Source organism: Microbacterium sp. SYP-A9085, assembly GCF_009649635.1.
Classification (GTDB): Bacteria; Actinomycetota; Actinomycetes; order Actinomycetales; family Microbacteriaceae; genus Microbacterium.
The window spans coordinates 58,042-84,585 of sequence record NZ_WJII01000007.1; the positions used below are offsets into that span (position 1 = coordinate 58,042).

Genomic DNA, 26,544 nt, shown 5'->3' on the forward strand with positions numbered 1-26,544 from the left:
CCGCGAGGCATCCCCCAACTCGCCGAGGCAGCCCCTAACTTGCCGAGGCATCCCCGAACGAATGAGGGATGCCTCGCGAAGTTGGGGGATGCCTCGCAAAGTTGAGGGATGCCTCGCGGAGTTGAGGGATGCCTCGCGGAGTTGGGGGATGCCTCGCGGAGTGCGGCGGCGGCGGGACGGCGCACCGCGTCGATGAGCGGCGCCGCTGAGCGAACGCGCGTCTGGACGCCGGGCTCAGCCGACGGTCGCGCCGTCCGGGGTCGCTATCCGGCCGGTGCGGATCACGCGGTCCAGCAGGGCGTCGAAGTCGGCCGCCAGCTCCTGCGCGGAGTCTCCCGGCCAGATGTGCAGGGGCTTTGCCGCACCCTGCGCCTGCTGCAGCGACGTGCGCTCGGGCAGCTGAGGCGAGAGCACCAGCGGGCCGAACATGTCGCGCAGCTCCTTGATGCGGAACTGGTGCTCGATCGACTGCGGCCGCACCCGGTTGACGACGATGCCCAGCGGCTGCAGCCGCGGGGACAGCCCGCGGCGGATCTCCTCGATCGCGCGCAGCGCCCGGTCGGCGGCCGCCACCGAGAAAAGACCCGGCTCGGTCACCACGATGACTCGGTCGCTGGCGGCCCACGCGGTCCGGGTCAGCGCGTTCAGGGACGGCGCGCAGTCCACGAGGACGAGGTCGTAATCGGCTTCGACCGCCGCCAGCGCCTCCTCGAGCTTCCACACGTCACGCACGCTGGGGTGCGGGCCGTCGAAGTTGATCGCCGAGGGGCTGCCGATCATGACGTCGATGGTGCCGGGGTGCACCTTCGCCCAGCCGCTGGAGGTGATGGCCTGACGGACCACCTTCTCCTTCGGGTTCGCGAGCACGTCGGCGATGTTCAGCCGGCCGGCGACCTGGATGTCCATCCCGGTGGAGACGTCGGACTGCGGGTCGAGATCGACGATGAGGGTCTTCACGCCGCGGGCGAACGCCGCGGAGGCGAGACCCAGGGTCACGGTCGTCTTGCCGACGCCGCCCTTCAGTGAGCTGACGGAGAGGACGTGCACAAGGCCCTACGTTACCGTCCCCTAGGCTGAGAACACACTCAGCCACACAGACGGTCGCCCATTCGCGTGGGCGGGCGCCGCCCATTTGGGGGTCTGCATGTTCACGAAGATCCTGGTTGCCAACCGCGGTGAGATCGCCATTCGCGCGTTTCGCGCGGCATACGAGCTGGGGGCGCGCACTGTCGCGGTCTACCCGTACGAGGATCGGCACTCGCTGCACCGTCTGAAGGCGGACGAGGCGTACCAGATCGGCGAAGCCGGACATCCCGTGCGGGCGTACCTCGATGTGGACGAGATAGTGCGGGTCGCGAAGGAGAGCGGCGCGGACGCCATCTACCCCGGGTACGGGTTCCTCTCCGAGAACCCGGAGCTGGCGGAGAAGGCCGCCGCGAACGGCATAGCGTTCATCGGCCCGCCCGCCGCCGTGCTGGAGATGGCCGGCGACAAGGTCGCCGCCAAGCACCACGCGGTCAGCGCCGGGGTCCCCGTGCTGCGCTCCACCGAGGCCTCCGACGACATCGACGCGCTCGTCGCGCAGGCCGACGGGATAGGGTTCCCGCTGTTCGCGAAGGCCGTCGCCGGCGGCGGCGGCCGCGGAATGCGCCGGGTCGACGCGAAGGCCGAACTCGCCCCCGCCCTGGCCGAGGCGATGCGGGAGGCCGGCAGTGCGTTCGGCGACGCGCGGATGTTCCTCGAGCAGGCGGTCCTGCGTCCCCGCCACATCGAGGTGCAGGTGCTGGCGGATGCCGCGGGCGAGGTCGTCCACCTTTTCGAGCGGGACTGCTCCGTGCAGCGCCGGCACCAGAAGGTCGTCGAGATAGCTCCGGCACCGAACCTGGACGAGGACATCCGCCGTGCGCTGCACCGCCACGCGGTGGCGTTCGCCCGGGCCATCGGCTACGTCAACGCGGGCACCGTCGAGTTCCTGCTGGAGACGGCCGGAGAACGCGCGGGCGAGGTCGTGTTCATCGAGATGAACCCCCGCATCCAGGTCGAGCACACCGTGACCGAAGAGGTCACCGACGTCGACCTCGTGCAGTCGCAGATGCGGATAGCCTCCGGCGCGACGCTGTCCGACCTCGGCCTGCACCAGGACGACATCCAGCTGCGCGGATCGGCGCTGCAGTGCCGGATCACGACCGAGGACCCGGCCCAGGGGTTCCGCCCCGACACCGGCAAGATCACGACGTACCGGTCGCCGGGTGGCGCCGGCATCCGCCTGGACGGCGGCACCACCGCCGCCGGATCGCAGATAAGCCCGCACTTCGACTCGATGCTGGCCAAGCTCATCTGCCGGGGCCGCGACTTTCCCTCCGCGGTGCGGCGGGCCCGGCGGGCGCTCGCGGAGTTCCGCATCCGCGGCGTCGCGACCAACATCCCGTTCCTGCAGGCGGTGTTCGACGACCCCGAGTTCCTCGCCGGGGACGTCACGACCCTGTTCATCGAGGAACGGCCGGAGCTGCTGCTCGGGCGCGCGTCGAAGGACCGCGGCACGAAGATCCTCACGTGGCTCGTGGACACCACCGTGAACAAGCCCAACGGCACGAACCCGGTGTCGATCGCGCCCGCTGTGAAGCTGCCCGCCACTGACCTCACGATGCCCGCCCCGGACGGGTCGCGGCAGCGGCTGCAGGCCCTCGGCCCGGCCGGGTTCGCGGCGGAGCTGCGGGCGCGCACCGCGCTCGCGGTCACCGAGACCACGTTCCGCGACGCGCACCAGTCGCTGCTGGCGACCCGGGTGCGCACGCGCGACCTCGCCCGGGTCGCGCCGTACGTGGCACGCCTGACGCCGCAGCTGCTGTCGGTCGAGGCCTGGGGCGGCGCCACGTACGACGTCGCCCTGCGGTTCCTCGGCGAAGACCCGTGGGAGCGCCTGGACACGCTGCGCGAGGCGATGCCCAACATCGCCATCCAGATGCTGCTGCGCGGCCGGAACACCGTCGGCTACACGCCGTACCCGACCGAGGTCACCGACGCCTTCGTCCGGGAGGCCGCGGCATCCGGCATCGACATCTTCCGCATCTTCGACGCGCTCAACGACGTCTCGCAGATGCGCCCCGCAATCGACGCGGTCCTTGCCACCGGCACCGCGGTCGCGGAGGTGGCCATGTGCTACACCGGCGACCTGCTGAACCCGGCCGAAGACCTGTACACGCTGGACTACTACCTGCGGCTCGGGGAGCAGATCGTCCAGGCCGGTGCGCACATCCTCGCGATCAAGGACATGGCGGGCCTGCTGCGCCCCGCGGCGGCGGCCAGGCTCGTCGCGGCGCTGCGCGACCGGTTCGACCTTCCCGTGCACGTGCACACGCACGACACCGCCGGCGGTCAGCTGGCGACGCTGCTGGCCGCGAGCGCCGCGGGCGCGGATGCCGTGGACGCGGCCGCCGCGCCGATGTCGGGCACGACGAGCCAGCCGTCGCTGTCGGCCCTGGTCGCCGCCCTCGCGCACACCGAGCGCGACACCGGGCTGTCGCTGTCCGCGGTGACCGACCTGGAGCCGTACTGGGAGGCGGTGCGGCATCTGTACCGCCCGTACGAGTCCGGCCTGCCGGGCCCCACCGGCCGCGTCTACCACCACGAGATCCCCGGCGGTCAGCTGTCGAACCTGCGTCAGCAGGCGATAGCGCTGGGCCTGTCCGAGGACTTCGAGCTGATCGAGGACATGTACGCCGCGGCGAACGACATCCTCGGCCGGGTGCCGAAGGTGACGCCGTCCTCGAAGGTGGTCGGCGACCTCGCCCTGCACCTCGCGGCCGTGAAGGCGGACCCCGCCGACTTCGCCGAGCACCCCGAGCGCTACGACGTGCCGGACTCCGTGGTCTCGTTCATGGCCGGCGAACTCGGCGATCTGCCCGGCGGGTGGCCGGAGCCGTTCCGCAGCAAGGTCCTCGCCGGCCGCGAGGCGAAGATCGGATTCACCCCGATCACCCCCGAGCAGGAGACAGCGCTGGGCGCCGACTCCGCAACCCGGCGGCGCACCCTGAACGAGCTGCTGTTCCCGGTGCCCACGCGCACGTTCCGGGAGCGCCGCGAGCAGTACGGCGACCTCAGCATGCTCGACACCTCCGACTACCTGTACGGGCTGACCCCCGGCGCCGAGCACGTCGTCGACCTTGAGCGCGGCGTGCAGCTGTACGTGGGCCTGGAGGCCATCGGCGAGGCCGACGACAAGGGCATGCGCTCGGTGATGACCACGCTCAACGGTCAGCTGCGGCCGGTGTTCGTCCGCGACCTCAGCATCGCGGTCGAGGCGCGGCAGGCCGAGAAGGCCGACACGTCCAAGCCCGGCCAGGTGGCCGCCCCGTTCTCGGGCGCGGTGACGGTGAAGGTCGACGAAGGCGAGCGGATCGAGGCGGGCCAGGCGATAGCGTCGATCGAGGCGATGAAGATGGAGGCGGCGATCACATCGCCGGTGTCCGGCGTCGTGGAGCGGGTCGTCCTCGCCGGGACCACGCCGGTGGAGGCGGGAGATCTTTTGGTCGTCATTCGTCCCGCGCAGTAACCTGGAGGGCGGGTTCACCCGGCCCGCCCCTTCCTGGAGAGAGCTGTCTTGACGCCTGACCGACCCGATCCGACCCCGGAGGACGCCGAGCTCGGCGTGCTCTCCGACGCCGCGAACTCCGACACCGCCGTCCTCGGCATCCTCGGGGGCACGACCGCCCAGGTGAGCGTGTCGCTGCCGCCGAACGACGAGGACGACCTGTCCGACGACGATGTCGTGGACGACGAGGTCGACTTCGCCCCGGAGGACGAGGAGCCCGTCGACGCCGAGGACGAGGATGCCGCCGGCGACGAGGCGGAGCCCGCGGCCGCCGCGGACGAAACCGTCGTCGACGTCATCGAGGCCGAGGTCGTCGAGGACGACGATGACCACGGCAACGAGCCGGCAGCCGCGGCACCCGCGACCTCTGGCGGCGCAGCATCCGTCCCCGATATCGTCGATGTCGAACCGGTCGCCGCACCGGCCGCTGCCGCCGAGGCCCTGCCGGCCGAGGATGACGGATCCGCGGGGGAGGAGACGTCCATGGACGAGAGCCGTGCCGACCGTGCGCACGAACTGGAGCGCGTGCGCCGCCACAAGCCCGAGGTCACGCTGGCCTCCAAGCGCCTCGACGAGTTCGAGGCCGGCAAGGAGACCTCCGACCTGCTCACCGCCGACCGCCTGCTCGAGCCGCGCACGATGGGGCACGGCGAGCCCGAGGGCGCCTGGCAACACTTCCTGTATTCGGTCTCCGGCGGCCGGATCAACCTGGGCGACGGCAAGCGCGCGCGTGCCCGCAAGGAGCTCACGCACCGCATCGCCGAGCCGCTGACCGGCGGGGCCCGGTTCGTTCCGGTGCTCTCGCGCAAGGGCGGCGTCGGCAAGACCACGATCACCACGGTGCTCGGGATGGCCCTGGCCGACGCCCGCGACGACCGGGTGATAGCCATCGACGCGAACCCCGACCGCGGCACTCTCGCCGAGCGGATCACCCGCAGCAGCGGCAAGACAGTGCGCGATCTCGTGCGGATGAAGGACCAGGTCGACGGGTACAACGACGTGTCCACCGTCGTCGCGCGCGACGAGACGCGGCTGGACGTGCTGGCGTCGGACGCCGACCCGAACGTGTCCGAGGCATTCAGCGACCGCGACTACGAGGACGTCGCGACCCTCGCCGCCCACTACTACTCGATTGTGCTCACCGACACCGGCACCGGCATCGTGCACTCCGTGATGGGCGCCACGCTCGGGCTCGCCGACCAGCTCGTCATCGTCTCCGGCCTCAGCATCGACGAGGCCCGGCTGGCGTCGGAGACGCTCACCTGGCTGGAGAGCAACGGCTACGCCGCCCTCGTGCGCGGCGCCATCGTGGTGCTCAACAACTCCCGGCCCGGCGCGCCGCTGGTGCGCGAGGACGAGCTGGAGGCGCACTTCGCCACGCGGGTGCGCGCCGTCGTGCGGATGCCGTACGACGCGCTGATCGCCACCGGCAGCGCCATCACGTTCCGTGAACTGCACCCCGCGACCCGGCAGGCGGCCCGTGAGCTCGCCGCGACGGTCGTGGAGGGGCTGCGGGGGCTGGCGGCGGCCGCCTGATGACGGTCCGCGAGATACGCCTGTTCGGCGACCCGGTGCTGCGCAGCCCCTGCGCCCCCGTCACCGCCTTCGACGACGGCACCCGCGCGCTCGTGCGCGACCTCGTCGAGACGGTCGAGCTGCCCGGCCGCGCGGGCGTTGCCGCCCCGCAGATAGGGGTCGGCGTGCGCGCCTTCAGCTACAACGTGGACGGCGAGATCGGCTACGTGCTGAATCCTGTCCTCGTCGAGGTGTCCGGCGAGCCCGTGCCCATCGGCGAGGGATGCCTGTCGGTGCCGGGGCTGTGGCACGACGTGGCACGCCACCCGCACGCCAGGGTCGTCGGCGTCGACCTCGACGGCAACGAGGTCGTCGTGGAGGGCGACGGCGTGCTGGCCCAGGCGCTGCAGCACGAGACCGACCACCTCGACGGCAGGCTCTACATCGACCGGCTCGACGCCGACACTCGCCGGGAGGCGATGCGCGCCATCCGCGAGTCCGGCTGGTTCTGACCGCCGATCAGCCCAGCGACACGTTCGTGGTGGACACCGGGGTCTCGTAGATCCCGTCGACGTCGGCCGCGAAGTCCTGCATGATCACGTTGCGCTTGATGCTCATCTTCGGGGTGAGATGGCCGCTGGCCTCGGTCCACTCCGTCGGCAGGATAGTGAACGTGCGGATCGACTCCGCCCGCGACACGAGCGCGTTCGCCTCGTCGACGGCACGCTGTACCTCGGCGTGCACCTGCGGGTTGCGCGCGGCATCCTCCAGCGACATGTCCGCCGGCAGGCCGTTGTTGGCCAGCCACGTCGGCAGCATCTCGGTGTCCAGGGTCACCAGCGCCGCGATGAACGGCCGCTGGTCGCCGACCACGACGACCTGCCCGACGACGGGGTTCGCGCGGATCGGGTCCTCGAGGATCGCCGGGGCCACATTCTTGCCGCCCGCGGTGATGATCATCTCCTTCTTGCGCCCCGTGATCGTCAGGAACCCGCTCTCGTCGAACGCGCCGATGTCGCCGGTGCGGAACCAGCCGTCCTCGAACGCGGCCGCCGTGGCCTCCGGGTTGTGCCAGTACTCCTTGAAGACGTTGATTCCCTTCACCTGGATCTCCCCGTCCTCGGCGAGCCGTACCGAGACGCCCGGCAGCGCGGGCCCCACCGTGCCGATCCTCGTCGTGTCCGGGAGGTTCACGGTCGCCGGCGCCGTGGTCTCGGTCAGGCCGTAGCCTTCCAGCACCGTGATGCCCAGACTCGCGAAGAAGTGGCCCAGGCGCTCGCCCAGCGGGGCCGAGCCGGAGATCGCGTACACGACCTTCCCGCCCATCGCGGAGCGCAGCTTGGCGTACACCAGACGGTCGAACAGGCGGAACTTCAGGCCCAGCAGGAACGGCACCGGGCGCCCCGCCTGCCGGGTGCGCGAACGCTCGATAGCGGTGCGCGCGGCCAGCCGGAAGATCTTGCCCTTGCCGCCGGACTCGGCCTTCTGCTCGGCGGAGTTGTACACCTTCTCGAACACGCGCGGCACCGCCAGCAGGAACGTCGGCTGGAACGAGCCGAGCGCCGGCAGCAGGTGCTTGGTGTCCGGCTGGTGCCCCGTCTTCACGCCTGCGTGCACGTTGAGGATCGAGATGAACCGCGCGAACACGTGCGCGGTCGTGATGAACAGCAGAGTGGATGCTCCGGGCGTGTCCACGACCTCGCGCAGCGCGAGCGCCGAGTTGCGGGTGAGCTCCACGAAGTTGCTGTGCGTGAGCACGCAGCCCTTCGGGCGCCCGGTGGTGCCGGCCGTGTAGATGAGCGTCGCTATGTCGGCGCCGTTCGCGAGCGACCGGCGCCGGGTGATCTCGTCGTCCGCGACATCGGCCCCTTGCGCGCGCAGCGCATCGAGCGCGCCCTCGTGCATGTGCCATGTGATGCGCACGAGCGGCAGGTCCTTGCGCGCCTCGGCGAGGCGCTCGGCGTGCTCGGCCAGCTCGGCGATGCAGGCCACCGCGCCGGAGTCGGACAGGTTCCACTGGACCTGGGACGCCGAGCTCGTCTCGTACAGCGGTACCATCACCGCGCCCGCGTAGAACAGGGCGAAGTCGACGAGCGACCACTCGTACGTGGTGCGGGCGATGAAGCCGACCTTGTCGCCGGGCTGGATGCCCGCGGCGACCAGGCCCTTCGCGACCGCGATGACGTCCGCGCGGAAGGCGGCGGCGGTGACATCCCGCCATCCGTCCCCCTCGGGCACCGCGAAAAGGGCGAGATCGGGGGTCGCGCTCACCCGCTGCTCGAGCAGGTCCGCGATGTTCGCCTGCGGGTCCGCCGGAACTATCGCGGGGACGTCAAACTCGACATGTGACATGGCCGGCATCTCCTTCGGTACCGATTGGGGCGCTGCTCCGAGTCTATCCGGGGCGGATGCCGCGTCCGGCGGCGCGCGGATAGACTGCGTGCCGGACGCAGGAAGGCGGGCATGGTGTTCTACTGGCTGATGAAATACGTGGTGATCGGCCCCGTCCTGAAGGCGATCTTCCGCCCGTGGATCGTGGGACGCCGCAACGTCCCGTCATCCGGGGCGGCCATCCTCGCCAGCAACCACCTGTCGTTCGCCGACTCGATCTTCCTGCCGCTGCTGGTGGACCGTCCGGTCGCGTTCCTGGCCAAGAGCGACTACTTCACCGGCCGCGGGATCAAGGGATGGGCCACCCGGATGTTCATGAAGGCGACCGGACAGCTGCCGATCGACCGGTCCGGCGGCAAGGCGTCGGAGGCGTCGCTGAACACCGGCCTGCAGGTGCTCGGGCGCGAGGAGCTGCTGGGCATCTATCCGGAGGGAACGCGCAGCCCCGACGGCAAGCTGTACCGGGGCCGGACCGGGATAGCGCGGATGGCGCTGGAGGCGAAGGTGCCGGTCGTGCCGGTCGTGATGGTGGACACCGACTCGATGATGCCGATCGGCCGCCGCCTGCCGCGGATCGCCCGCGTGGGTGTGGTGATCGGGGAGCCGCTGGACTTCTCGCGGTACGCGGGGATGGAGAACGACCGCTACATCCTGCGGTCGGTCGTGGACGAGATCATGGTGGCGCTGCAGCGGCTCGGGCAGCAGGAGTACGAGGACGTGTACGCGTCGACAGTGAAGGACCGGCTGGCGTCGTCTTCCAGGTGACGGGTGCCACCGGGCGTCATCTGCGGAGGGCGTGAGGATGCACCGCCGATAGACTGTCGAGATGCTCCTTCCCCTCGACTCTCTCGACCACTGGCGCACGCTTCCCATCAAGCAGCAGCCGGTGTGGTATGACGCCGAGGCCGTCGCTGCAGCATCCGCGGAGATCGCCACGATGCCGCCGCTGGTGTTCGCCGGCGAGGTCGATCAGCTGCGCGACAAGCTCGCGCGGGCCGCCGCGGGCAAGGCGTTCCTGCTGCAGGGCGGCGACTGCGCGGAGACGTTCGCGGGCGCCACGGCCGACAAGATCCGCAACCGCATCAAGACCGTGCTGCAGATGGCCGTGGTCCTCACGTACGGCGCGTCGATGCCGGTGATCAAGATGGGCCGGATGGCCGGGCAGTTCGCGAAGCCGCGGTCCAGCGAGAGCGAGACGCGCGGCGACGTGACGCTGCCGGCATACCGCGGCGACATCGTCAACGGGTACGACTTCACGGAGGGCTCGCGGCGCCCGGACCCGCAGCGCCTGCTGCGCGGCTACCACACGGCATCCGCAACCCTGAACCTCATCCGCGCCTTCACGCAGGGCGGTTTCGCGGATCTGCGCGAGGTGCACAGCTGGAACCAGGGCTTCGCGAAGAACCCGGCCAACCAGCGGTACGAGCGGCTGGCGACCGAGATCGATCGGGCGATCAAGTTCATGGAGGCCGCCGGCGCGGACTTCGACGAGCTGCGCCGCGTCGAGTTCTACACCGGGCACGAGGGCCTGCTCATGGACTACGAGCGGCCGATGACGCGGATCGACTCGCGGACGAACACGCCGTACAACACGTCCGCGCACTTCCTGTGGATCGGGGAGCGAACGCGGGAGCTGGATGGCGCGCACGTGGACTACTTCTCGCGGATCCGCAACCCGATCGGGGTGAAGCTGGGGCCGACGACGACGCCCGAGACGGCGCTCGCGCTGATCGACAAGCTCGACCCGCACCGCGAGCCGGGCCGGCTCACGTTCATCACGCGGATGGGCTCGGATCGGATCCGCGACGCGCTGCCCCCGCTGCTGGAGGCGGTCAAGGATGCCGGCGCCACGCCCCTGTGGGTCACCGACCCGATGCACGGCAACGGCATCACGACGCCGACCGGGTACAAGACGCGTCGGTTCGACGACGTCGTGGACGAGGTGCGCGGATTCTTCGACGCGCACCGGCAGGTGGGCACGTTCCCCGGCGGCATCCACGTCGAGCTGACCGGCGACGACGTGACGGAGTGCCTGGGCGGGTCGGAGCACATCGACGAGCAGACGCTCGCGACGCGCTACGAGTCGCTGTGCGACCCGCGCCTGAACCACATGCAGAGCCTGGAGCTGGCGTTCCTGGTCGCCGAGGAGCTCGAGAAGCGGTAGCGGCTACGGCCGGCTCTCAGTCGAGATTGCGCAAACCGCGAGGATTTGCCGTCTGCGGCGCAGTTTGCGCAATCTCGGCGGTAGCGAACCTGACCTGTGGATAACGCGCTTCTCGGGTTCGCCGCGTCCGCCATGCTCGAGGGATGGATGCGCTGCCGCCGTGGATGGACGGGGTCAGCTTCACGCTCGCGGAAGGGCGGGCACATGGGCTGACAGACGCGCGGATGCGGCGGCCCGACGCGCTGCGGCCGTTCCACGGCATTCGCGTCATCGGCAGCAGCGGGCGCATCGACGGAGGGCTCATCGATCGCTGCAGCGATCTGCTTCCGGTGCTCCGCCGCGACGCCGTGTTCAGCCATGCCACGGCGGCGCGGCTTTACGGGATGCCGCTGACCGGCCATCTCGACGAGAGTCTGCACGTGCTCACGCCAGGCGCCGCGCCCGTGCGCAGGCCGGGAGTCGTCGGCTGGACGCGGGACGACGCGCTCGTCTACCGGGACGTCGTGCACGGTATTCCGTTGACGTCGGCCGCCGACACCTGGGCGATGCTGGCGGCGATGTCGCCCGGGCGCGGCGGCAGGCTGAGCGGCGAGTGGCTGGTGGCGATCGGCGACTTCCTGGTGTCGGGGCGGCGGAGAAAGGGCGGACGCGAGCCGGCGCTCGCGACGCTCGATGAGCTGACCGCCGCCGTGGCTCGGCACGGGTCGCGTCGCGGTGCGACCCGTCTGGCGTGGGCGCTCGGGCGCATCCGCTGCCCCGTGGATTCCCCGCAGGAGACGTTCACGCGGCTGGGACTGGTCGCCTTCGGCCTACCGGAACCTGCCGTGCAGCCTGCGATCATGACGGCCGAGGGCGTGCGACATCCCGACCTGGCGTACCTCGCCGAACGCCTCCTGCTGGAGTATCTCGGAGACGTGCACTGTACCGACCGGGATACGTGGCGCAGGGATCTGACGCGCGTGCAGCTGTTCCAGGACGCGGGCTACCGCGTGATCCTGATCGGCGCCGACGACATCACGCCGGACGGACTGCCCGCCCTCGCCGGCCGCGTGCGCCGAGCCTTGGCGCAGGCCCGCTGAGCGGCACCTGCCACCCCCGGCATCCGGACCCCTGCGCGTCCGTCGAGATTGCGCAAACTGCGCGCCGCCGGCTGCGGGGCTGTCGTTTGCGCAATCTCGGCGGGGGAGGTTGGGATGTCGCGCGTCGCGACCGCGGACGGTGTGGCGCAGCTAACCCAGGATCTCCAACTCAGCCGATGACGAAGCCAGTGATCGTGATGCGTGTGTGGGGCGGCTGGAGTGATCCGGCCGGCGGATCGATGGAGGTGACCTTGTACGCTCCCCAGAAGAATCGGGGTGGGAGGGCGTCGGTTTCGACGGCGAAGCCAGCGCGTTGGAGCCGCTCGACTGCGTCGTTGAGCTTGTCATCGATCACGTTCGGTACGGCAATGGGCTGCGGGCCCTTCGACACGACGAGCGTCGTGGTGTCGCCGGGGCGCCACCATCCGCCGCCCGAGCGCGCCGCCATGCTGATGACGGAGCCGGACTTCACGTCGTCGCTGTACTGCTCGGACGTGCCCTTCACGGTGATCCCGGCGTCCTTCAGCGTGGCGGTGGCCTCCTCGGCCGGCGTGCCCACCACGGAGGGGAGCTTGCCCAGCGACACCCACAGCGTCGCCGCGTCGCCTTGGTGCGCAGCGCAGCCATCCCCGCAGGCGACGGCGTCTCCGCCGGCGGCCGGCTGGAGCACCGTGCCGACGACGGTGCCGGCCGCGGCATCCGTGTAGAACGTGGCGCTCTTCTCGGCGACGTCGATCTTGTCGTCCGTGAGGACGCCGCGCGCCTCCTGCTCGGTCTTGCCGATGAGCTTGCCGATCGTCACCGCGGCCGGTCCGAGCGACACGACGACGTCGACCGACGCGTTCTTGTCGACCCGGGTGCCCGGACCCGGCGCCGTCCGGATCACGGTGCCCACGGCGACATCCAGGCTGTTCTCGTCCTTGCGCACGGCCTTCAGGCTCTGGTCGGTCAGCGCGTGCTGCGCCTGCGCGTATGTCTTTCCGGCCAGTGCCGGCACGGCCACGAGCGAGCCCGGCCCCGATCCGAACCACCATCCGCCGGCGCCCGCGAGCACGGCCAGCAGCACCACGAGCACGACCAGCCACGCGCCCTTCGCCCGGCGCCGGGTGGTGCGGCGTCGCAGGCGCGTCGCGTTGTCGTCGTCCTCCGCCGGGATGCCGGGGGATGCCGCGACCACGGCCGGCAGCACCTTCGTCACCTCGCCGGTGTCCAGGCGATCGGTGGTCACCCGGCCGGGCACCGCCAGGGTCCGCTGCACCTGCGGGGCTATCCCCAGCTGGTCCTCGATCTCGCGGAGTCGGCGCAGCATTTCCGCGGCATCCACCGGCCGCTCGTCGGGTACCCTCTCGGTCGCCCACAGCACGAGCTCGTCCAGCGGCTCCGGCACTCCCGGGTTGCGCACGCTCGGGCGCGGCACCGAGTCGGTGGCGTGCTGGAACGCTATCTGCATCGGCTGCTCGCCCTTGTACGGCTGCTCGCCGGTGAGCATCTCGTACAGCATGATCCCGAGCGCGTAGATGTCGCTGCGCGCATCAGCCGTCCCGCGCGTGACGAGCTCGGGCGCCAGGTACGCGATGGTCCCCATCAGCAGCTGCCCGCTCGCCGTGTTCGCGGTCGTGGCGCGCGCCAGGCCGAAGTCGCCGATCTTGATCCGGCCGTCCTCCGCCAGCAGCACGTTCTCGGGCTTCACATCCCGGTGCACGATGCCCGCGCGGTGCGCGGCGGCCAGGCCCGACAGCACCGCGTCCATGATCGTCACCGTCTGCGGCACCGTGAGGCGCTTCTGCTCGCGCAGCAGCTCGCGCAGCGTGATCCCGGGCAGATACTCCATGACCAGGTAGGCCATCTCGCCTTCCTGCCCCTGGTCGAACACGTTCACCACGTGCGGGTCGGCCAGCCGGGCCGCCGCCCGCGCCTCCTGGATGAACCGGCTCTGGAACACGGCATCGTCGCTGAGGTGGCTGTGCATCACCTTCAGCGCTATCCGCCGCTCGAGCCGCAGGTCGGTCGCCACGTACACGGTCGCCATGCCGCCGCGCGCGATGCGCGCGCGGACCCGGTACCGGCCGTCGACGAGACGGCCGATCAGCGGGTCGGCCTGCTGACTCGTGCTCACTCTCGAAGTCTACGGATGAGCGGCTGAAAGCCGGGGGAGCGGCTCACCCGCCGATGGCGGCCAGCCACGCGTACGCGGGCTTCTCCCACTGCGCGTACAGGCTCGGATACGCGGAGATCTGCACCGCCTGCGCCGCCGCCGCGAAGCTCATCGACTCCCACCCGGGGATGTCGAGCAGCCCGCGCGTGCGGGTGCCGTTGGGGTCGGTCGGCCCGCCGAAGAACACGCGGATCGAACGGTCGGCGTCGCGCACCTGCGCCGCGGTGCCCCACCCGGTGCTGGGCCGCTGCTGGAACAGCCCCAGCGAGTCGCGGTCGCCGTAGTCGAGGTTGCGCAGGCTCGACTCCTGCATTGCGGTGCCCAGTGCAATCGCCAGACCCCGCTCCGGCACGCCCAGTTGCCGGCCGACCCGTACGATCAGGCGCGCGTTGGCCGCCTGCTCGGTGGTCAGGCCTGGGATGCCGCTCGTCGGGATCGTGAGGTGCTGACCGGGGTAGATGATCGAGTTCCAGTCCAGGTCGTTCGCGTGTAGCAGCGCCGTGACGCTGACGCCGTGCCGCGCGGCGATGTCCGACATCGTGTCGCCGCCGCGGACCGCGTAGGCGGCACCCGGCGCGACGGTGCCCACCGACGCGGGGGAGCCCGTCACCGGCGTCGAGTCGGCCGCGCGCTTCGGAGCGATGGTGGGCACGGGTGCCGCCGGCGTCGCCGGTGCGGTGCCGGGGATCACGATCTTCTGACCAGGGTGGATGATCGACGACCAGCGCAGGTGGTTGGCCGTGAGCACCGCCTGGGTGGAGGCGCCGTGCCGGCGCGCTATTGCGCTGACGGTGTCGCCGGAGCGCACCGTGTAGGTGGCGCCCTCCGTGCTCGGCGCCGGTGCCTTCGCCGGCTTCGGCGTGGCACTGTGCTTCGGCGCGGGCGGCGCCTTGTGCGCCGTGCCGGCCGCTGTGCCGGCGGGGGCCAGGCGGAGGACCTGCCCGGGGTAGATGATCGACGACCACCGCAGGCCGTTCCAGCTCAGCACGTCGGCCGTGCGCAGCCGGTGGCGGGCCGCGATCGCGCTGACGTTGTCGCCGCGCACGACGCGGTGGGTCGGCACCGTGCGGGCCGCCGGGGCGACAGCGGCCGGCGCGTGCACGCTCGCGGCCGCGGCGCCGAACGCGTGACCGGCGGCGCGGGCCTGCGGCAGCGTCGTGGGGGCCTTCGGCGTCATCGCCGCGCGAGCCTCGGCATGGGCCGGAACGGCGACCAGCGACAGCGCCAGTGATCCGACGATGGCCGCAGGCAGTGCGGCCGATGCGCGGCGGATCGAGATGTGTGGTTTGGGCACGAGTTCCCCCCTCGGTGACCATGACACCGTGTCACGGATGTCTACTAGTGTCAACTGGTGATATAGGAGAGACCGGTGGGATTGCTGTGACGAAAGTGACCATCCGCCGCGCGCGCCGCCCTCCGGGTCGGACGTGAGATAGTGGCCTCGTGACCGGTGAGAACCCAGCATCCGCTCCCATCCAATGGCTCAGCCTTCCCGAGGTGGCCGCCGCCATCGGCGAGACCGTGGGACGCGTGCGCCGGATGCTGGACGACCGGCAGTTCGTCGCCTCACGACGTGACGGCGGCGTGCTGCGGATCCCCGCCGCGTTCATCGCCGACGGCCGCCCGCTCTCGTCGCTGCGCGGCACGCTGTTCGTGCTGCACGATGCCGGCTTCTCCGACGACGAGGCCATCGACTGGCTGTTCGCCGACGAGGAGACGATAGGGATGTCGCCGCTGTCGGCGCTGCTCGCCGGGCGCAAGAGCGAGGTCAGGCGCGTCGCGCAGACCCTCGCCTGAGTCTTACGCGGCGCGCACGGCGGCCGCGCGGGCCAGGTCCCGCAGCCGGCCGACGGCCGCGTTGCCCAGCGGCGCGCCCGCCAGCACCCGGTCGGCCGCGCGGACATAGTCGTCGATGAGGCCCTCGACGCGGGCCAGCGCGCCGCTGTCGGTGATGGTGCGCTGCAGAGCGGCTATCTGCGCGTCGTCCAGGTCCGGGTCGCCGATGAGCTCGTCGACGGTGTGGCGCGCACCGGCCGGGAGCGCCTCGCGCGCGTACGCGACCAGGACGGTGCGCTTGCCCTCCCGCAGATCACCGCCGGCCGGCTTGCCCGTCACGCCGGCGTCGCCGAACACGCCGAGGACGTCGTCGCGCAGCTGGAACGCCATCCCCACCGGGTGCCCGAATTCCGACAGCGCCGCGACCTGGCGCTCGTCCGCTCCGGCCAGCCGGGCCCCGATCAGCAGCGGCTGCTCCACGCTGTAGCGGGCTGATTTCAGCGACGCCACCCGCAGCGCGCGCTCGGCGTGCTCGGCGTCCGGTGCTAGCGCGTGCGCGGACTCCTCGGCCACGTCCAGGAACTGGCCGATCGTGACATCGCGCCGCATCGTCGCGTACTGCCCGCGCACCGCGGCGGCCGACTGCGGCGGAAGCGCGCCCAGCCCCTGCTCGAGCAGGTCGTCGCTGAGGGCGACGAGCAGGTCGCCGAGGAGGATGCCGCCGGCGCGGCCGAACGCCTCCGCATCGCCGGTCCATCCCTCGCGCCGATGGGCCGCCTCGATCAGCCGATGGGCGGAGCGGCGGCCCCGGCGGGTATCGGAGTTGTCGATGATGTCGTCGTGCACGAGCGCCGCGGCGTGGAAGACCTCCAGCGCCGCCGCCGTGGTGATCACGGCCGGAGTCGGGTCCGTGGCCTGGCCGGCGTACTCGGCGACGGCCTGGAATCCGGTGACGCAGAAACGCGCCCGCAGGCGCTTGCCGCCGGCGACCGCGCCGACCGCGGCATCCATCAGCATCCGGGCCTGCGGACCGAAATCCGACGCCTGTGCGCGCTGCCCCGAGAAGAAGTCATCCAGTTGCTGGGAAAGCGCCGCGATCACGTCGGGGGAGGGTGCCACGGGCCTAGCCTAGTGATCGGAGCCACGAGTAGACTGTTGGGAAGATTTTCACCCGAGGGGGATGCATGCCACTCTCCGAACAAGAGCAGCGCCTGCTCGATGAGATGGAACGCCATCTCATGCACAACGACGCCGACGTCGTCCACACGTCGCGTGAGGGTCGCTCCCTCAGCTACCGCAACATCGTGTACGGCACCGTGCTGGTGCTGATCGGGCTGGGCGGCCTCATCGCCGGCGTCGCCGTTCCCCTCGTCGTCGTCGGTGTGATCGGCTTCGTTCTCATGCTCGGCGGGGTCGTCCTCGCCGTCACCCCGATGCGCGGCCCGCTCAAGGGCGGCGCGCCCCGATCCACTCCCGCGGGCAAGCCCGCAGCCTCCTTCATGGACCGCATGAACGACCGATGGGATCGCCGCCAGCAGGACCGCTGATCCACCGGCCGACACCGGCCGCACAACGACACCGACCTCCGGGTCGGTGTTTTTTTGTGCCCTCGGGGAGGGTCCGGGGAGGAAATCCACGCGCGGTGGTGGTGAAGTGGGGGATAGTGGAGTAAAGTGGCGACAAACCTCGGGGGGCCGGACGAAGGGGGGTGATCCGGCGATGTTGCTGGGTACGCACAGTCCGAAGCTCGACGACAAGGGCCGGGTCATCCTGCCCGCGAAGTTCCGTGACGATCTCGGAGCCGGCGTCGTCGTCACGCGCGGCCAGGAGCGCTGCCTCTACGTGTTCGCGACCGACGAGTTCGAGCGCATCCACGAGCGCATCCGTGAGGCGCCGCTGACGAACAAGCAGGCGCGCGACTTCCTGCGCATGTTCCTGTCCGGCGCCAGCGCGGAGAAGCCGGACGGCCAGAACCGCATCACCATTCCCGTGCCGCTGCGCACGTACGCCGGGCTGCAGAAGGAGCTCGTGGTCACGGGGGTGGGCGCACACGCCGAGATCTGGGATGCCGACGCGTGGAACGCGTATGCAGCCAGCAATGAGGAGACCTACGCCGACATGGAGCAGGAGGTGATTCCGGGACTGTTCTGATCCCTGTTCGTGATGCCCAGCCGCTCACGCCCTGTCTCACCTTCCCCGGTGACAGGTCAGAGCGGATGGGGATCAGGATCCGGGATCAGGACCACCGATCTCCGCCATGGACATCCGCGACATCCACACCCCCGTCATGCTGGACCGCTGCGTCGAGCTGCTCGCCCCTGCCCTCGAGGCTCCGGATGCGGTGCTCGTCGACGCCACGCTCGGGATGGGTGGGCACACCGAGGCGTTCCTGGAGCGCTTCCCGGCGCTGCACGTGATAGGCCTGGACCGCGACCAGGACGCGCTGCGGATAGCGGGACGGCGCCTGGACCGCTTCGCGTCCCGGCTCACGCTCGTGCACACCGTGTACGACGGCATCGGCGACGCCATAGCCACCAGCGGACGCGGAACCGTCGACGCGATCCTCTTCGACCTGGGCGTCTCGTCGCTGCAGCTGGACGAGGCCGCGCGCGGCTTCGCGTACGCGCACGACGCGCCGCTGGACATGCGCATGGACCAGTCGGCCGGGATCACCGCGGCCGACGTGCTCGCGACGTACGGCGAGGGAGACCTGCGCCGCATCTTCGAGCGGTACGGCGAGGAGAAGCTCGCCGGCCGCTACGCGCGCGCCATCATCGCCGCCCGCGCGCACGAGCCGATCCGTCGGTCCGGCCGCCTCGTGCAGATCCTGTCCGACGCCACGCCGGCCGCCGCCCAGCGCTCCGGGCACCCGGCCAAGCGCGTCTTCCAGGCGCTGCGCATCGAGGTCAACGCCGAGCTCGCCGCCCTCGAGCGCGCGGTGCCCGCCGCACTGGGTGCCCTCCGCGTGGGCGGGCGGATCGTCGTGCTCTCCTACCAGTCCCTCGAAGACCGCCTCGTCAAGCGCGCGTTCGCGCAGGCCGCGGCATCCACCGCCCCCGCGGGACTGCCCGTGGAGCTGCCCGAGCACGCCCCGCGCTTCCGGTTCCTCGTGAAGGGCGCCGAGCTCGCCCCCGACGATGAGCGGGCCCGCAACCCCCGGGCCACCCCGGTGCGCCTGCGCGCCGTCGAGCGGGTGCGGGACGACGTCGCGAAGGAGAACGCATGAGCGCGCCCCTGGCGACACCCCTCGCCCCCCGCGCAGTGCCCGCTCCGTCGCGGCGCGAGCGGCCGGGCCTGCGCGCCGTCGAGGTGCCCGCTCGCCGCCGCCGCCCCCGCCTGCTGTACGGGCTCGTGGCCGTCGCTGGGGCGCTGGCCATCGTCGGCACGCAGATGGTGCTCTCGGTGATGACCACGCAGAGCTCGTATGAGCTCGCGCAGCTCACATCGCAGCAGCGCCAGCTGACGTGGCAGAAGCAGATCCTCGGCGACCAGGTCACCGGCCTCAGTTCGCCGCAGTACCTCGCGGCGAACGCCGCGGCTCTCGGTATGGTCGTGGACGAGTCGCCCAGCTACCTGCGGCTGTCCGACGGCGCCATCCTCGGCGCCGGCAAGCCCGCGAAGGGCACTTCCTCGGTCGACCCGCTGCGGCGCGGCGGCGTCGCGAACAAGCTCATCGCCGGCACGCCCCTGGTCACCGAGCCCGGGGCGACGATCAATGGCTCGACGGCCACGAAGAGCACCTCCGCCACCGAATCCGTGACCCCGGTCCCCGTCACCGACGGCCTGCCCACGGTCCGCACGCGCTGAGACCATGACGACGCGCAGCACTCGAAGCCCCCGCCGCCGCACTGTCGTGGCCCTCGCCGTCGTCCTCATCGTGCTGGGCGCTTTCGTCGTACGCCTCATCGACATCCAGGTCGTCAACGCGAAGGAGAACATCGCCAACGCCATGTCGTACGGGCTGGCCGGGTCGCAGGTGCTCGCGGGCACGCGGGGATCGATAGTGGATGCCTCCGGGCAGCCGCTGGCCAGCAGCATCCTCGACTACGACTGCCAGTTCAGCCCCGAGAACGTGCGCACCATCACCCGGCGCACCGCGACCGGCGCCACCGCGAAGGTGCGGTGGCCGGACCTGGCCGACGAGATAGCGGCGATCACCGGCCAGACCGGCGACGGCGTGCGGCAGATCGTCTCCGACGCCCTCACCGCCGACCCGCACTCGCAGTACGCTCCGCTGAAGAACGGACTGAGCACCGAGCAGTACCGCGCGCTCATGGAGCTCGGCGCCGACTTCATCACGTGCACCCCGAGTCCGTCCCGCACGTACCCGAACGGCGCCGTCGGCGGCAACCTGATCGGGTTCGTCGGCAGCGACGGGCAGCCTCTCGCCGGCCTGGAGCAGGCGTCCGACAAGTGCCTGCAGCCGACCGACGGCACCCTCACGTTCCAGAAGGGCAAGGACGGGGTGATCATCCCCGGCACGGAGAGCGAGAAGCCCGCCGTGGACGGCGGCACCCTCACGCTGACGATCGACCTCGACCTCCAGTGGTACATGACTCAGCTCGCGAAGCAGGCGACGCAGGAGATGCACGCGAAGTACGCCACCGTGAGCGTCGTCGAGGTCAAGACCGGCAAGATCAAGGCCGCCGCCGAGTACCCGACCGTGGACCCCAACAACGTCGACGCGCGCGGCTCGTACCTGTACAGCCGGATCTTCAACGCGACGTTCGAGCCCGGCTCGACGTTCAAGGGCATCACGGCGTCCACGCTCATCAACGCCGCCGGCCAGACGCCGCTGTCCACCGCGCGGGTGCCCAGCACCGTGCACTTCGCGAACGGCGCCGTGGTCCGCGACGCCGTGAAGCACCCCACCTACGACTACACGCTCGCCGGCGTCCTCATCGACTCGTCCAACGCCGGCGCGTCGGTGTTCAGCCAGCGGGTGAGCACGCAGACCCGGTACGACTACCTGAAGAAGTTCGGCATCGGCACCGGCAGCGCCGTCGACTTCACCGGCGAGGCGCATGGCCTCGTGCACCCGGCGAAGGACTGGGACAACCAGATGCGGTACGACACCGCGTACGGTCAGGGCCTGACCACCACGGTCCCGGAGCTGCTCGGCGCGTACGGCGCCATCGTCAACGACGGCGTGAAGATGCCGCTGCGGCTCATCGAGTCCTGCACGAAGGCGGACGGCACCGTCGTCACGCCGACCCTCCCGAAGCCCACCCGCGTGATCAGCGAGAAGACCTCCGCCGACATGCGCGCGATCCTCGAGAACGTCGCCCTGCAGTCCACGTCGTACAGCAAGATGATCAAGATCCCCGGCTACCGCCTCGGCGTCAAGTCCGGCACCGGCCAGATCGCCGAGAACGGACGCTACAAGCAGGGCGTCTACTACACGACGATGATCGGGTTCGCGCCCGCCGACGACCCCCAGTACCTCGTCGCCGTCACGCTCGACGAGCCCACTAAGGTAACCTCGTCTTCGGCCAACGCGCCCACCTTCAAGAAGGCCATGACCCAGGTCCTGAAAACCTACCGGGTGATGCCCTCCACCTCGAAGCCGAAGATGCTGCCGAAATTCGGCTGATCCGGCACCCTGCACCATGATCGCTCTCACACTCACCCAGATCGCCCATGCCGTCGGCGGACGGCTGCACACCGCCGGCGCCGACACCGCGCAGACCCTCGTCGGCGGCGACGTCGACACCGACTCGCGCCAGATCCGCCCCGGCGGCATCTTCGTCGCCAAGCCCGGTGAGACCACCGACGGGCACCTTTTCGTGGATGCCGCGGTCGCCGCCGGTGCGGCCCTCGCCATCGTCGAGCGCCCCGTCGAGGCTGCCGTGTCGCAGATCGTCGTGCCCGACGCCGTGCAGGGGCTGGCCGACCTGGCCCGCGACGTCGTGGCACGCGTGCGCGCGCTCGGACGGCTGCGGGTGGTCGGCATCACCGGGTCCAACGGCAAGACCACGACGAAGAACCTGCTGCAGCGCATCCTGCAGGACGAGGGCGAGACCGTCGCCCCGCGCGCCTCGTTCAACAACGAGGTCGGCGCACCGCTGACAATGCTGCGCGTCACCGAATCCACCCGGTTCCTGGTCTGCGAGTTCGGCGCCAGCGGCCCGGGCGCCATCGCCCACCTCGCGGGACTCGTCGACCCCGACATCGGCATCGTGCTCATGGTCGGCATGGCGCACGCCGGCGGCTTCGGCGGCATCGAGGGCACCGTGAAGGCGAAGTCCGAGCTCGTCCGCGCCGTGCGCACCGGCGGGCTCGCGATCCTCAACCACGACGACGCTCGGGTGGCGTCGATGGCCGCGATCGCCGCCGAGCGCGACATCCCGGTCCGCTGGTTCGGCACCCGCGACGGCGCCGACGTCCGGGCCAGCGGGATCGAGACGGACGCCTCCGGCACCCGCTGCACGTTGACCGTCGACGGCCAGGAGATGCCGCTGCACCTGCACGTGCTCGGCGCCCACCACGTCATGAACGCGCTGGCCGCCGTCACCGCGGCGACCGCGCTGGGCGTGGCCCCCGCCGATGCGGTCGCGCGGATCCAGACCGTCGAGCTGGCGGAGCGCTGGCGCATGCAGCCACTGGGCAGCGACCGCGTCCGCATCATCAACGACGCGTACAACGCCAGCCCCGACTCGATGGCCGCGGCGCTGCGCACGCTCGCCCAGATCACCGGCCCCGGTGAGCGCACCGTCGCCGTGCTCGGCGCCATGAGCGAGCTGGGGGAGTACGCGGGTGAGGAGCACGACCGGATCGGCGAGCTCGCCGTGCGCCTGCGCATCCAGCGGATCGTCGTGATCGGCGCCGACGCGCGCCGCCTGTTCCTCGCCGCCGTGGGCGAAGGATCCTGGGACGACGAGGCCGTCTGGTTCGCGACCATGGACGAGGCGTACGAGTACCTGCTCACCGAGCTGCGCGACGGGGACCGCGTGCTCGTGAAGTCCTCCAACTCCGCCGGTCTGCGGTTCCTGGGCGATCGTCTGGGAGAATCGTTCTCGTGAGATCCCTCCTGACGGCCGCGGCGGTCTCCCTGGCGTTCACGCTGTTTCTGACGCCGGTGTTCTTGCGGCTGTTCCGGCGGTGGGGCTGGGGGCAGGTGATCCGCACCCCCGAAGACATCCACAACCCCAGCCACTCGGCCAAGCGCGGCACCGCGACGATGGGCGGCACCATCTTCATCGTCGGCGCCATCGTCGGCTACCTCGTGGGAAGCTTCGCCGGCAACAACCCGCCCACCGTGTCGGGGCTGCTCGTGATCTGGATGATGGTGGGCTTCGGCGTGGTCGGGCTCATCGACGACATCATGAAGGTGCGCCGCCAGCGCAGCCTCGGGCTCACCGGATGGCGCAAGATCCTCGGCCAGGTGATCGTCACGGTGCCGTTCGGCATCCTCGCCCTGAGCTTCCCCGACGCGTACCACCAGACGCCGGCGTCCGGGTACGTCTCCGTCTTCCGGGACATCTCGATCCTGAACCTTTTCGCGCTGGGCCTCGTGGTCGGGTGGGTCCTGTACCTCATCTGGATCACGTTCATCGGCGTCGCCTGGTCGAACAGCACGAACGTCACCGACGGCCTGGACGGCCTGGCCACCGGCATCGGCGTGTTCACGATCGCGGCGATGAGCCTGGTCACGTTCTGGCAGTTCCAGCAGACCTGCGTGGGCGAAGGGCTCGTGCCCGCCTACCAGCCCGCGTGCTACACGACCCGCGACCCGCTCGACCTCACGATCATCGCCGCGTCGTTCGTCAGCGCCCTCGTCGGGTTCCTGTGGTGGAACGCGCCCAAGGCGAAGGTGTTCATGGGGGATGTCGGATCGATGGCGATCGGCGGCGTGATAGCGGCGCTGTCGATCCTGTCGCACACCGAACTGCTGGCGGTGCTGATGGCGGGCGCCTTCATCATCGGCCCCGGCTCGGTGATCCTGCAGCGGCTGTACTTCAAGCTCAGTCGCGGCCGGCGCCTTTTCCTGATGAGCCCGTTCCATCACCACCTCGAGATGCGCGGGTGGCCGGAGATCACCATCGTGGTGCGGATGTGGATCATCGCCGGGATGCTGGCGGTCACCGGCATCGGGCTGTTCTACGTCGAGTGGCTCTCGCAGACATGAGCGGCAGGCTCGACGAACTGACCAGCTGGCGGGCCGACTGGTCGGGACTGCGGGTGGCCGTGCTTGGCCTGTCGGTGACCGGGTTCTCCGTCGCCGACACGCTGGCCGAGCTCGGCGCCGACGTCCTCGTGGCCACCGAGCACGCCGACCCGGAGTACGCGCGGCTGCTGCCGGTGATCGGGGCGCGGCTGCACGTGGGGGCGCTGGATGCCGTGCCGAATGCACTGGTCGCGTTCGCGCCGGAGGTGGTCGTCGCCTCGCCCGGGTTCCCGCCGACGCACCCCGTCGTGCAGTGGACGCGGCAGCAGGGCATAGCGCTGTGGGGCGACCTGGAGCTCGCGTGGCGGGTGCGCGACAAGGTCGCCCGCGCCGACGGCAGCCCCGCCGACTGGGTGCTGATCACGGGCACGAACGGCAAGACCACCACGACCCAGATGACGGCCGCGATGCTCGCGGCCGGCGGGCTGCGGGCAGCGCCCTGCGGCAACATCGGCATCCCTATCCTGGACGCCGTGCGCGACCCCGCCGGATTCGACGTGCTCGTGGTCGAGGTGTCCAGCCACCAGCTCTGGTACCTGTCGCATCAGGTCGACGGGCCCGACCCGGTGTCGCCGCACGCGAGCGTGTGCCTGAACCTGGCCGCCGACCACCTGAAGTGGCACGGCTCGTTCGAGGCGTACCGCGACGCGAAGGCCGTCGTCTACGCGCACACCCGCGTCGCGTGCGTGTACAACCGCGCCGACGCCGCCACGATGCGCATGGTCGAGGATGCCGACGTCGTCGAGGGCGCCCGCGCCATCGGGTTCGGGCTCGACGTGCCGGGCCCCAGCGACCTCGGGGTCGTCGAGGGCATCCTCGTGGACCGGGCGTTCCTGGAAGAGCGCCGCACGAGCGCGCTCGAGCTGTGCACGGTCGCCGACATGGCCGACCGGGGCCTGGCGGCCCCGCACATCGTGGCGAACGCGCTGGCTGCCGCCGCGCTTGCGCGGTCCCTCGGGGTCGGACCCACCGCCGTCCGCGACGCGCTCCTGCGCTTCCGGCTCGACGCGCACCGCATCGCCGTGGTCGCCACGGCGGGCGGCGTGACTTGGGTCGACGACTCGAAGGCGACGAATCCGCACGCCGCGGCATCCTCCCTCGCGGCCTACCCGGGCGCCATCTGGATCGTCGGGGGACTCCTGAAGGGCGTGGACATCTCGGACCTCGTGGCCACGCGCGGGGCGCGGACCAAGGCCGTGATAGTGATCGGCGTGGAGCGGTCGCCGATCCTCGCGGCGTTCGCACGACACGCGCCGGCGGTGCCGGTGATCGAGGTCGACGCCGGTGAGACTGAGGATGTCATGGCGCGGGTCGTACAACTGGCGGCCGAACGGGCGCGGGATGGGGACGTGGTGCTGCTCGCCCCCGCCACAGCATCGTTCGACCAGTTCTCGTCCTACGCCGACCGCGGGGAGCGCTTTGCCGCCGCGGTGCACGAACTTCTGGCGAGGGGGGCCGATGACGAGCACGACGATCCGGCCTCCGGCGGAGACACCTGACGCCGAGCCGCGCGGCCGACGCGCGCTGTCCGCCCGCGTCGTGCTGGGCCGGGTGTTCGCCCCGGTGCCCAGCGAGTTCCTGCTGATCCTGTCCACCGCGCTGCTGCTGACCGGCTTCGGACTGGTGATGGTGCTGTCGGCCACGTCCGCCGTCGGCGCTGCCAACGGCGACAAGCCGTACGAGGCGCTGGTCAAGCAGGGCGTGTTCGCCGGCATCGGCATCCCGCTCATGCTCGTGGCCAGCCGGTTCTCGCTCACATTCTGGAAGCGGATGGCCTGGCCCGTGCTGATCGCCGCGACGGTGTTCCAGCTGCTCGTGTTCACCCCGCTGGGCGTCGATAACGACGGCAACACGAACTGGATCCAGATCGCGGGCCTGCAGGCGCAGCCCTCCGAGTTCCTCAAGCTCGCGCTCGCGCTGTGGATGGGGTATGTGCTGTTCCGCAAGCAGACGCTGCTGGGGCTGTGGCGGCACGTGTTCATCCCGGTGGTGCCGGTCTCGGCGCTCGTGATGGCGACGGTGCTGGCCGGCCACGACCTGGGCACCGTCAGCATCCTCGTCCTCGTCGTGCTGGCGGCGCTGTTCTTCTCCGGTGTGAAGCTGCGGATCTTCCTCATCCCGCTGATCCTCGCCGCCGGGGCGCTGGCGGTGTTCGCGGTGACCAGCCCGAACCGCATGAACCGGATCATGAGCTTCCTCGATCCCGTCTGCACGGACTACTACAACGCGTGCTATCAGCCGCTGCACGGCATCTGGGGCCTGGCCAGCGGCGGCATCTTCGGCCTGGGCCTGGGGAACTCGAAGCAGAAGTACGACTGGCTGCCCGCGGCATCCAGTGACTACATCTACGCGATCGTCGGCGAGGAGATGGGCCTCATCGGCTGCTGCGTCGTGCTCGTGCTGTTCGCGCTGTTCGCGGTCGGAGCTTTCCACGTCGTCCGCAAGACGAACGATCCGTTCGTGCGCATCGTCGCCGGCGCCATCACGGTGTGGATCGTGGGCCAGGCGCTCCTGAACGTGGCCGTAGTGCTGCGTCTTGCGCCGGCGCTCGGCGTCCCGCTGCCGTTCATGTCGCAGGGCGGGACGTCGCTGATGTCGGTGCTGCTGGCGTGCGGCGTGCTGCTGTCTTTCGCGCGGACGCTGCCGACGCGGACTCTCGCGCCGGCGGGGACGCGCCCGGCGGGGACGCGCCCGGCGACGCGTTAG

The 26,544-nt window shown here is 70.8% G+C and carries 21 protein-coding genes; 16 read left to right on the forward strand and 5 right to left on the reverse strand.

What is annotated here, in order from left to right; translation table 11 throughout:
• Positions 1-234 precede the first annotated feature (234 nt).
• Positions 235-1,047 (reverse strand): ParA family protein, encoded by an 813-nt coding sequence (locus GH740_RS12945; protein WP_367641569.1) that lies wholly within the window; start codon positions 1,045-1,047, stop codon positions 235-237.
• Between the two features lie 97 nt (positions 1,048-1,144).
• Between GH740_RS12945 and GH740_RS12950 the strand changes: the two genes are divergently transcribed.
• Genes GH740_RS12950 through def form a run of 3 tightly spaced genes read left to right on the forward strand, consistent with a single transcriptional unit; the run spans position 1,145 to position 6,618 of the window.
• Positions 1,145-4,552 carry a pyruvate carboxylase gene (locus tag GH740_RS12950; RefSeq protein ID WP_153746523.1) on the forward strand — a complete coding sequence of 1,136 codons (3,408 nt, stop codon included), beginning with the start codon at positions 1,145-1,147 and terminating at the stop codon, positions 4,550-4,552.
• 48 nt (positions 4,553-4,600) lie between these two features.
• The gene (locus tag GH740_RS12955) at positions 4,601-6,127 is read left to right on the forward strand and encodes a MinD/ParA family protein (protein WP_172978381.1); all 1,527 of its coding nucleotides are present in this window, start codon (positions 4,601-4,603) and stop codon (positions 6,125-6,127) included.
• Positions 6,127-6,618 carry a peptide deformylase gene (gene def / locus GH740_RS12960; RefSeq protein ID WP_153746524.1) on the forward strand — a complete coding sequence of 164 codons (492 nt, stop codon included), beginning with the start codon at positions 6,127-6,129 and terminating at the stop codon, positions 6,616-6,618. Before GH740_RS12955 ends, def begins: the two co-directional genes overlap by 1 nt.
• A gap of 7 nt (positions 6,619-6,625) precedes the next feature.
• Here def and GH740_RS12965 read toward each other — a convergent pair whose 3' ends face one another.
• The gene (locus tag GH740_RS12965; RefSeq protein WP_153746525.1) at positions 6,626-8,458 is read right to left on the reverse strand and encodes a long-chain fatty acid--CoA ligase; all 1,833 of its coding nucleotides are present in this window, start codon (positions 8,456-8,458) and stop codon (positions 6,626-6,628) included.
• 114 nt (positions 8,459-8,572) lie between these two features.
• Between GH740_RS12965 and GH740_RS12970 the strand changes: the two genes are divergently transcribed.
• From GH740_RS12970 to GH740_RS12980, 3 genes are all read left to right on the forward strand, one after another.
• Positions 8,573-9,262 (forward strand): lysophospholipid acyltransferase family protein, encoded by a 690-nt coding sequence (locus tag GH740_RS12970; RefSeq protein WP_367641594.1) that lies wholly within the window; start codon positions 8,573-8,575, stop codon positions 9,260-9,262.
• Positions 9,263-9,323: 61 nt separating this feature from the next.
• Complete coding sequence (locus GH740_RS12975; protein WP_153746527.1) at positions 9,324-10,661, forward strand: class II 3-deoxy-7-phosphoheptulonate synthase; 1,338 nt, start codon at positions 9,324-9,326, stop codon at positions 10,659-10,661.
• A gap of 143 nt (positions 10,662-10,804) precedes the next feature.
• On the forward strand, positions 10,805-11,740 hold the full coding sequence (locus tag GH740_RS12980; RefSeq protein ID WP_153746528.1) for a hypothetical protein: 936 nt from the start codon (positions 10,805-10,807) through the stop codon (positions 11,738-11,740).
• A 169-nt stretch (positions 11,741-11,909) separates the two neighbouring features.
• On the opposite strand, the gene pknB is transcribed toward GH740_RS12980, so the two are convergent.
• Positions 11,910-13,856, reverse strand: a complete 1,947-nt coding sequence (pknB, locus tag GH740_RS12985) for a Stk1 family PASTA domain-containing Ser/Thr kinase (protein ID WP_367641570.1) — start codon at positions 13,854-13,856, stop codon at positions 11,910-11,912.
• A gap of 43 nt (positions 13,857-13,899) precedes the next feature.
• Positions 13,900-15,189 carry a LysM peptidoglycan-binding domain-containing protein gene (locus tag GH740_RS12990; protein ID WP_367641571.1) on the reverse strand — a complete coding sequence of 430 codons (1,290 nt, stop codon included), beginning with the start codon at positions 15,187-15,189 and terminating at the stop codon, positions 13,900-13,902.
• A gap of 149 nt (positions 15,190-15,338) precedes the next feature.
• On the opposite strand from GH740_RS12990, the gene GH740_RS12995 reads away from it, so the two are divergent.
• The gene (locus tag GH740_RS12995) at positions 15,339-15,692 is read left to right on the forward strand and encodes an Rv2175c family DNA-binding protein (protein WP_367641572.1); all 354 of its coding nucleotides are present in this window, start codon (positions 15,339-15,341) and stop codon (positions 15,690-15,692) included.
• A gap of 3 nt (positions 15,693-15,695) precedes the next feature.
• Here the strand turns inward: GH740_RS12995 and GH740_RS13000 are convergent, their stop codons facing one another.
• Complete coding sequence (locus GH740_RS13000) at positions 15,696-16,790, reverse strand: polyprenyl synthetase family protein (protein ID WP_367641573.1); 1,095 nt, start codon at positions 16,788-16,790, stop codon at positions 15,696-15,698.
• Positions 16,791-16,855: 65 nt separating this feature from the next.
• Here GH740_RS13000 and GH740_RS13005 point away from each other — a divergent pair, with 65 nt between their 5' ends.
• The 9 genes from GH740_RS13005 to ftsW all read left to right on the forward strand — a co-directional run bounded on the left by GH740_RS13005 (position 16,856) and on the right by ftsW (position 26,544).
• The gene (locus GH740_RS13005; RefSeq protein WP_153746529.1) at positions 16,856-17,218 is read left to right on the forward strand and encodes a DUF3040 domain-containing protein; all 363 of its coding nucleotides are present in this window, start codon (positions 16,856-16,858) and stop codon (positions 17,216-17,218) included.
• Positions 17,219-17,390: 172 nt separating this feature from the next.
• Positions 17,391-17,822 (forward strand): division/cell wall cluster transcriptional repressor MraZ, encoded by a 432-nt coding sequence (gene mraZ / locus GH740_RS13010; RefSeq protein WP_153746530.1) that lies wholly within the window; start codon positions 17,391-17,393, stop codon positions 17,820-17,822.
• 106 nt (positions 17,823-17,928) lie between these two features.
• The gene (rsmH, locus tag GH740_RS13015; protein WP_153746531.1) at positions 17,929-18,897 is read left to right on the forward strand and encodes a 16S rRNA (cytosine(1402)-N(4))-methyltransferase RsmH; all 969 of its coding nucleotides are present in this window, start codon (positions 17,929-17,931) and stop codon (positions 18,895-18,897) included.
• A complete protein-coding gene (locus GH740_RS13020; RefSeq protein WP_216644953.1) occupies positions 18,894-19,478 on the forward strand; it encodes a hypothetical protein in 585 nt (194 codons plus the stop codon). The genes rsmH and GH740_RS13020 overlap by 4 nt, the downstream gene beginning before the upstream one ends.
• A gap of 4 nt (positions 19,479-19,482) precedes the next feature.
• The gene (locus GH740_RS13025) at positions 19,483-21,264 is read left to right on the forward strand and encodes a penicillin-binding protein 2 (protein WP_153746532.1); all 1,782 of its coding nucleotides are present in this window, start codon (positions 19,483-19,485) and stop codon (positions 21,262-21,264) included.
• Positions 21,265-21,280: 16 nt separating this feature from the next.
• On the forward strand, positions 21,281-22,693 hold the full coding sequence (murF, locus tag GH740_RS13030) for a UDP-N-acetylmuramoyl-tripeptide--D-alanyl-D-alanine ligase (protein ID WP_153746533.1): 1,413 nt from the start codon (positions 21,281-21,283) through the stop codon (positions 22,691-22,693).
• Positions 22,690-23,799: a phospho-N-acetylmuramoyl-pentapeptide-transferase gene (gene mraY, locus GH740_RS13035; protein ID WP_367641574.1), complete on the forward strand. Its 1,110-nt coding sequence runs from the start codon at positions 22,690-22,692 to the stop codon at positions 23,797-23,799. The genes murF and mraY overlap by 4 nt, the downstream gene beginning before the upstream one ends.
• Entirely contained in the window at positions 23,796-25,337 is a 1,542-nt protein-coding gene (murD, locus tag GH740_RS13040; protein ID WP_153746534.1) for a UDP-N-acetylmuramoyl-L-alanine--D-glutamate ligase, read from the forward strand. Before mraY ends, murD begins: the two co-directional genes overlap by 4 nt.
• Positions 25,297-26,544 carry a putative lipid II flippase FtsW gene (gene ftsW, locus GH740_RS13045; protein WP_153746535.1) on the forward strand — a complete coding sequence of 416 codons (1,248 nt, stop codon included), beginning with the start codon at positions 25,297-25,299 and terminating at the stop codon, positions 26,542-26,544. Before murD ends, ftsW begins: the two co-directional genes overlap by 41 nt.

Coding starts and splice junctions, on each gene's coding strand:
- GH740_RS12950 (WP_153746523.1), top strand. CDS start 1,145: ATGTTCACGAAGATCCTGGTTGCCAACCGCGGTGAGATCGCCATTCGC.
- def (WP_153746524.1), top strand. CDS start 6,127: ATGACGGTCCGCGAGATACGCCTGTTCGGCGACCCGGTGCTGCGCAGC.
- GH740_RS12965 (WP_153746525.1), bottom strand. CDS start 8,458: ATGTCACATGTCGAGTTTGACGTCCCCGCGATAGTTCCGGCGGACCCG.
- GH740_RS12975 (WP_153746527.1), top strand. CDS start 9,324: ATGCTCCTTCCCCTCGACTCTCTCGACCACTGGCGCACGCTTCCCATC.
- GH740_RS12980 (WP_153746528.1), top strand. CDS start 10,805: ATGGATGCGCTGCCGCCGTGGATGGACGGGGTCAGCTTCACGCTCGCG.
- GH740_RS13005 (WP_153746529.1), top strand. CDS start 16,856: ATGCCACTCTCCGAACAAGAGCAGCGCCTGCTCGATGAGATGGAACGC.
- mraZ (WP_153746530.1), top strand. CDS start 17,391: ATGTTGCTGGGTACGCACAGTCCGAAGCTCGACGACAAGGGCCGGGTC.
- rsmH (WP_153746531.1), top strand. CDS start 17,929: ATGGACATCCGCGACATCCACACCCCCGTCATGCTGGACCGCTGCGTC.
- GH740_RS13020 (WP_216644953.1), top strand. CDS start 18,894: ATGAGCGCGCCCCTGGCGACACCCCTCGCCCCCCGCGCAGTGCCCGCT.
- GH740_RS13025 (WP_153746532.1), top strand. CDS start 19,483: ATGACGACGCGCAGCACTCGAAGCCCCCGCCGCCGCACTGTCGTGGCC.
- murF (WP_153746533.1), top strand. CDS start 21,281: ATGATCGCTCTCACACTCACCCAGATCGCCCATGCCGTCGGCGGACGG.
- murD (WP_153746534.1), top strand. CDS start 23,796: ATGAGCGGCAGGCTCGACGAACTGACCAGCTGGCGGGCCGACTGGTCG.
- ftsW (WP_153746535.1), top strand. CDS start 25,297: ATGACGAGCACGACGATCCGGCCTCCGGCGGAGACACCTGACGCCGAG.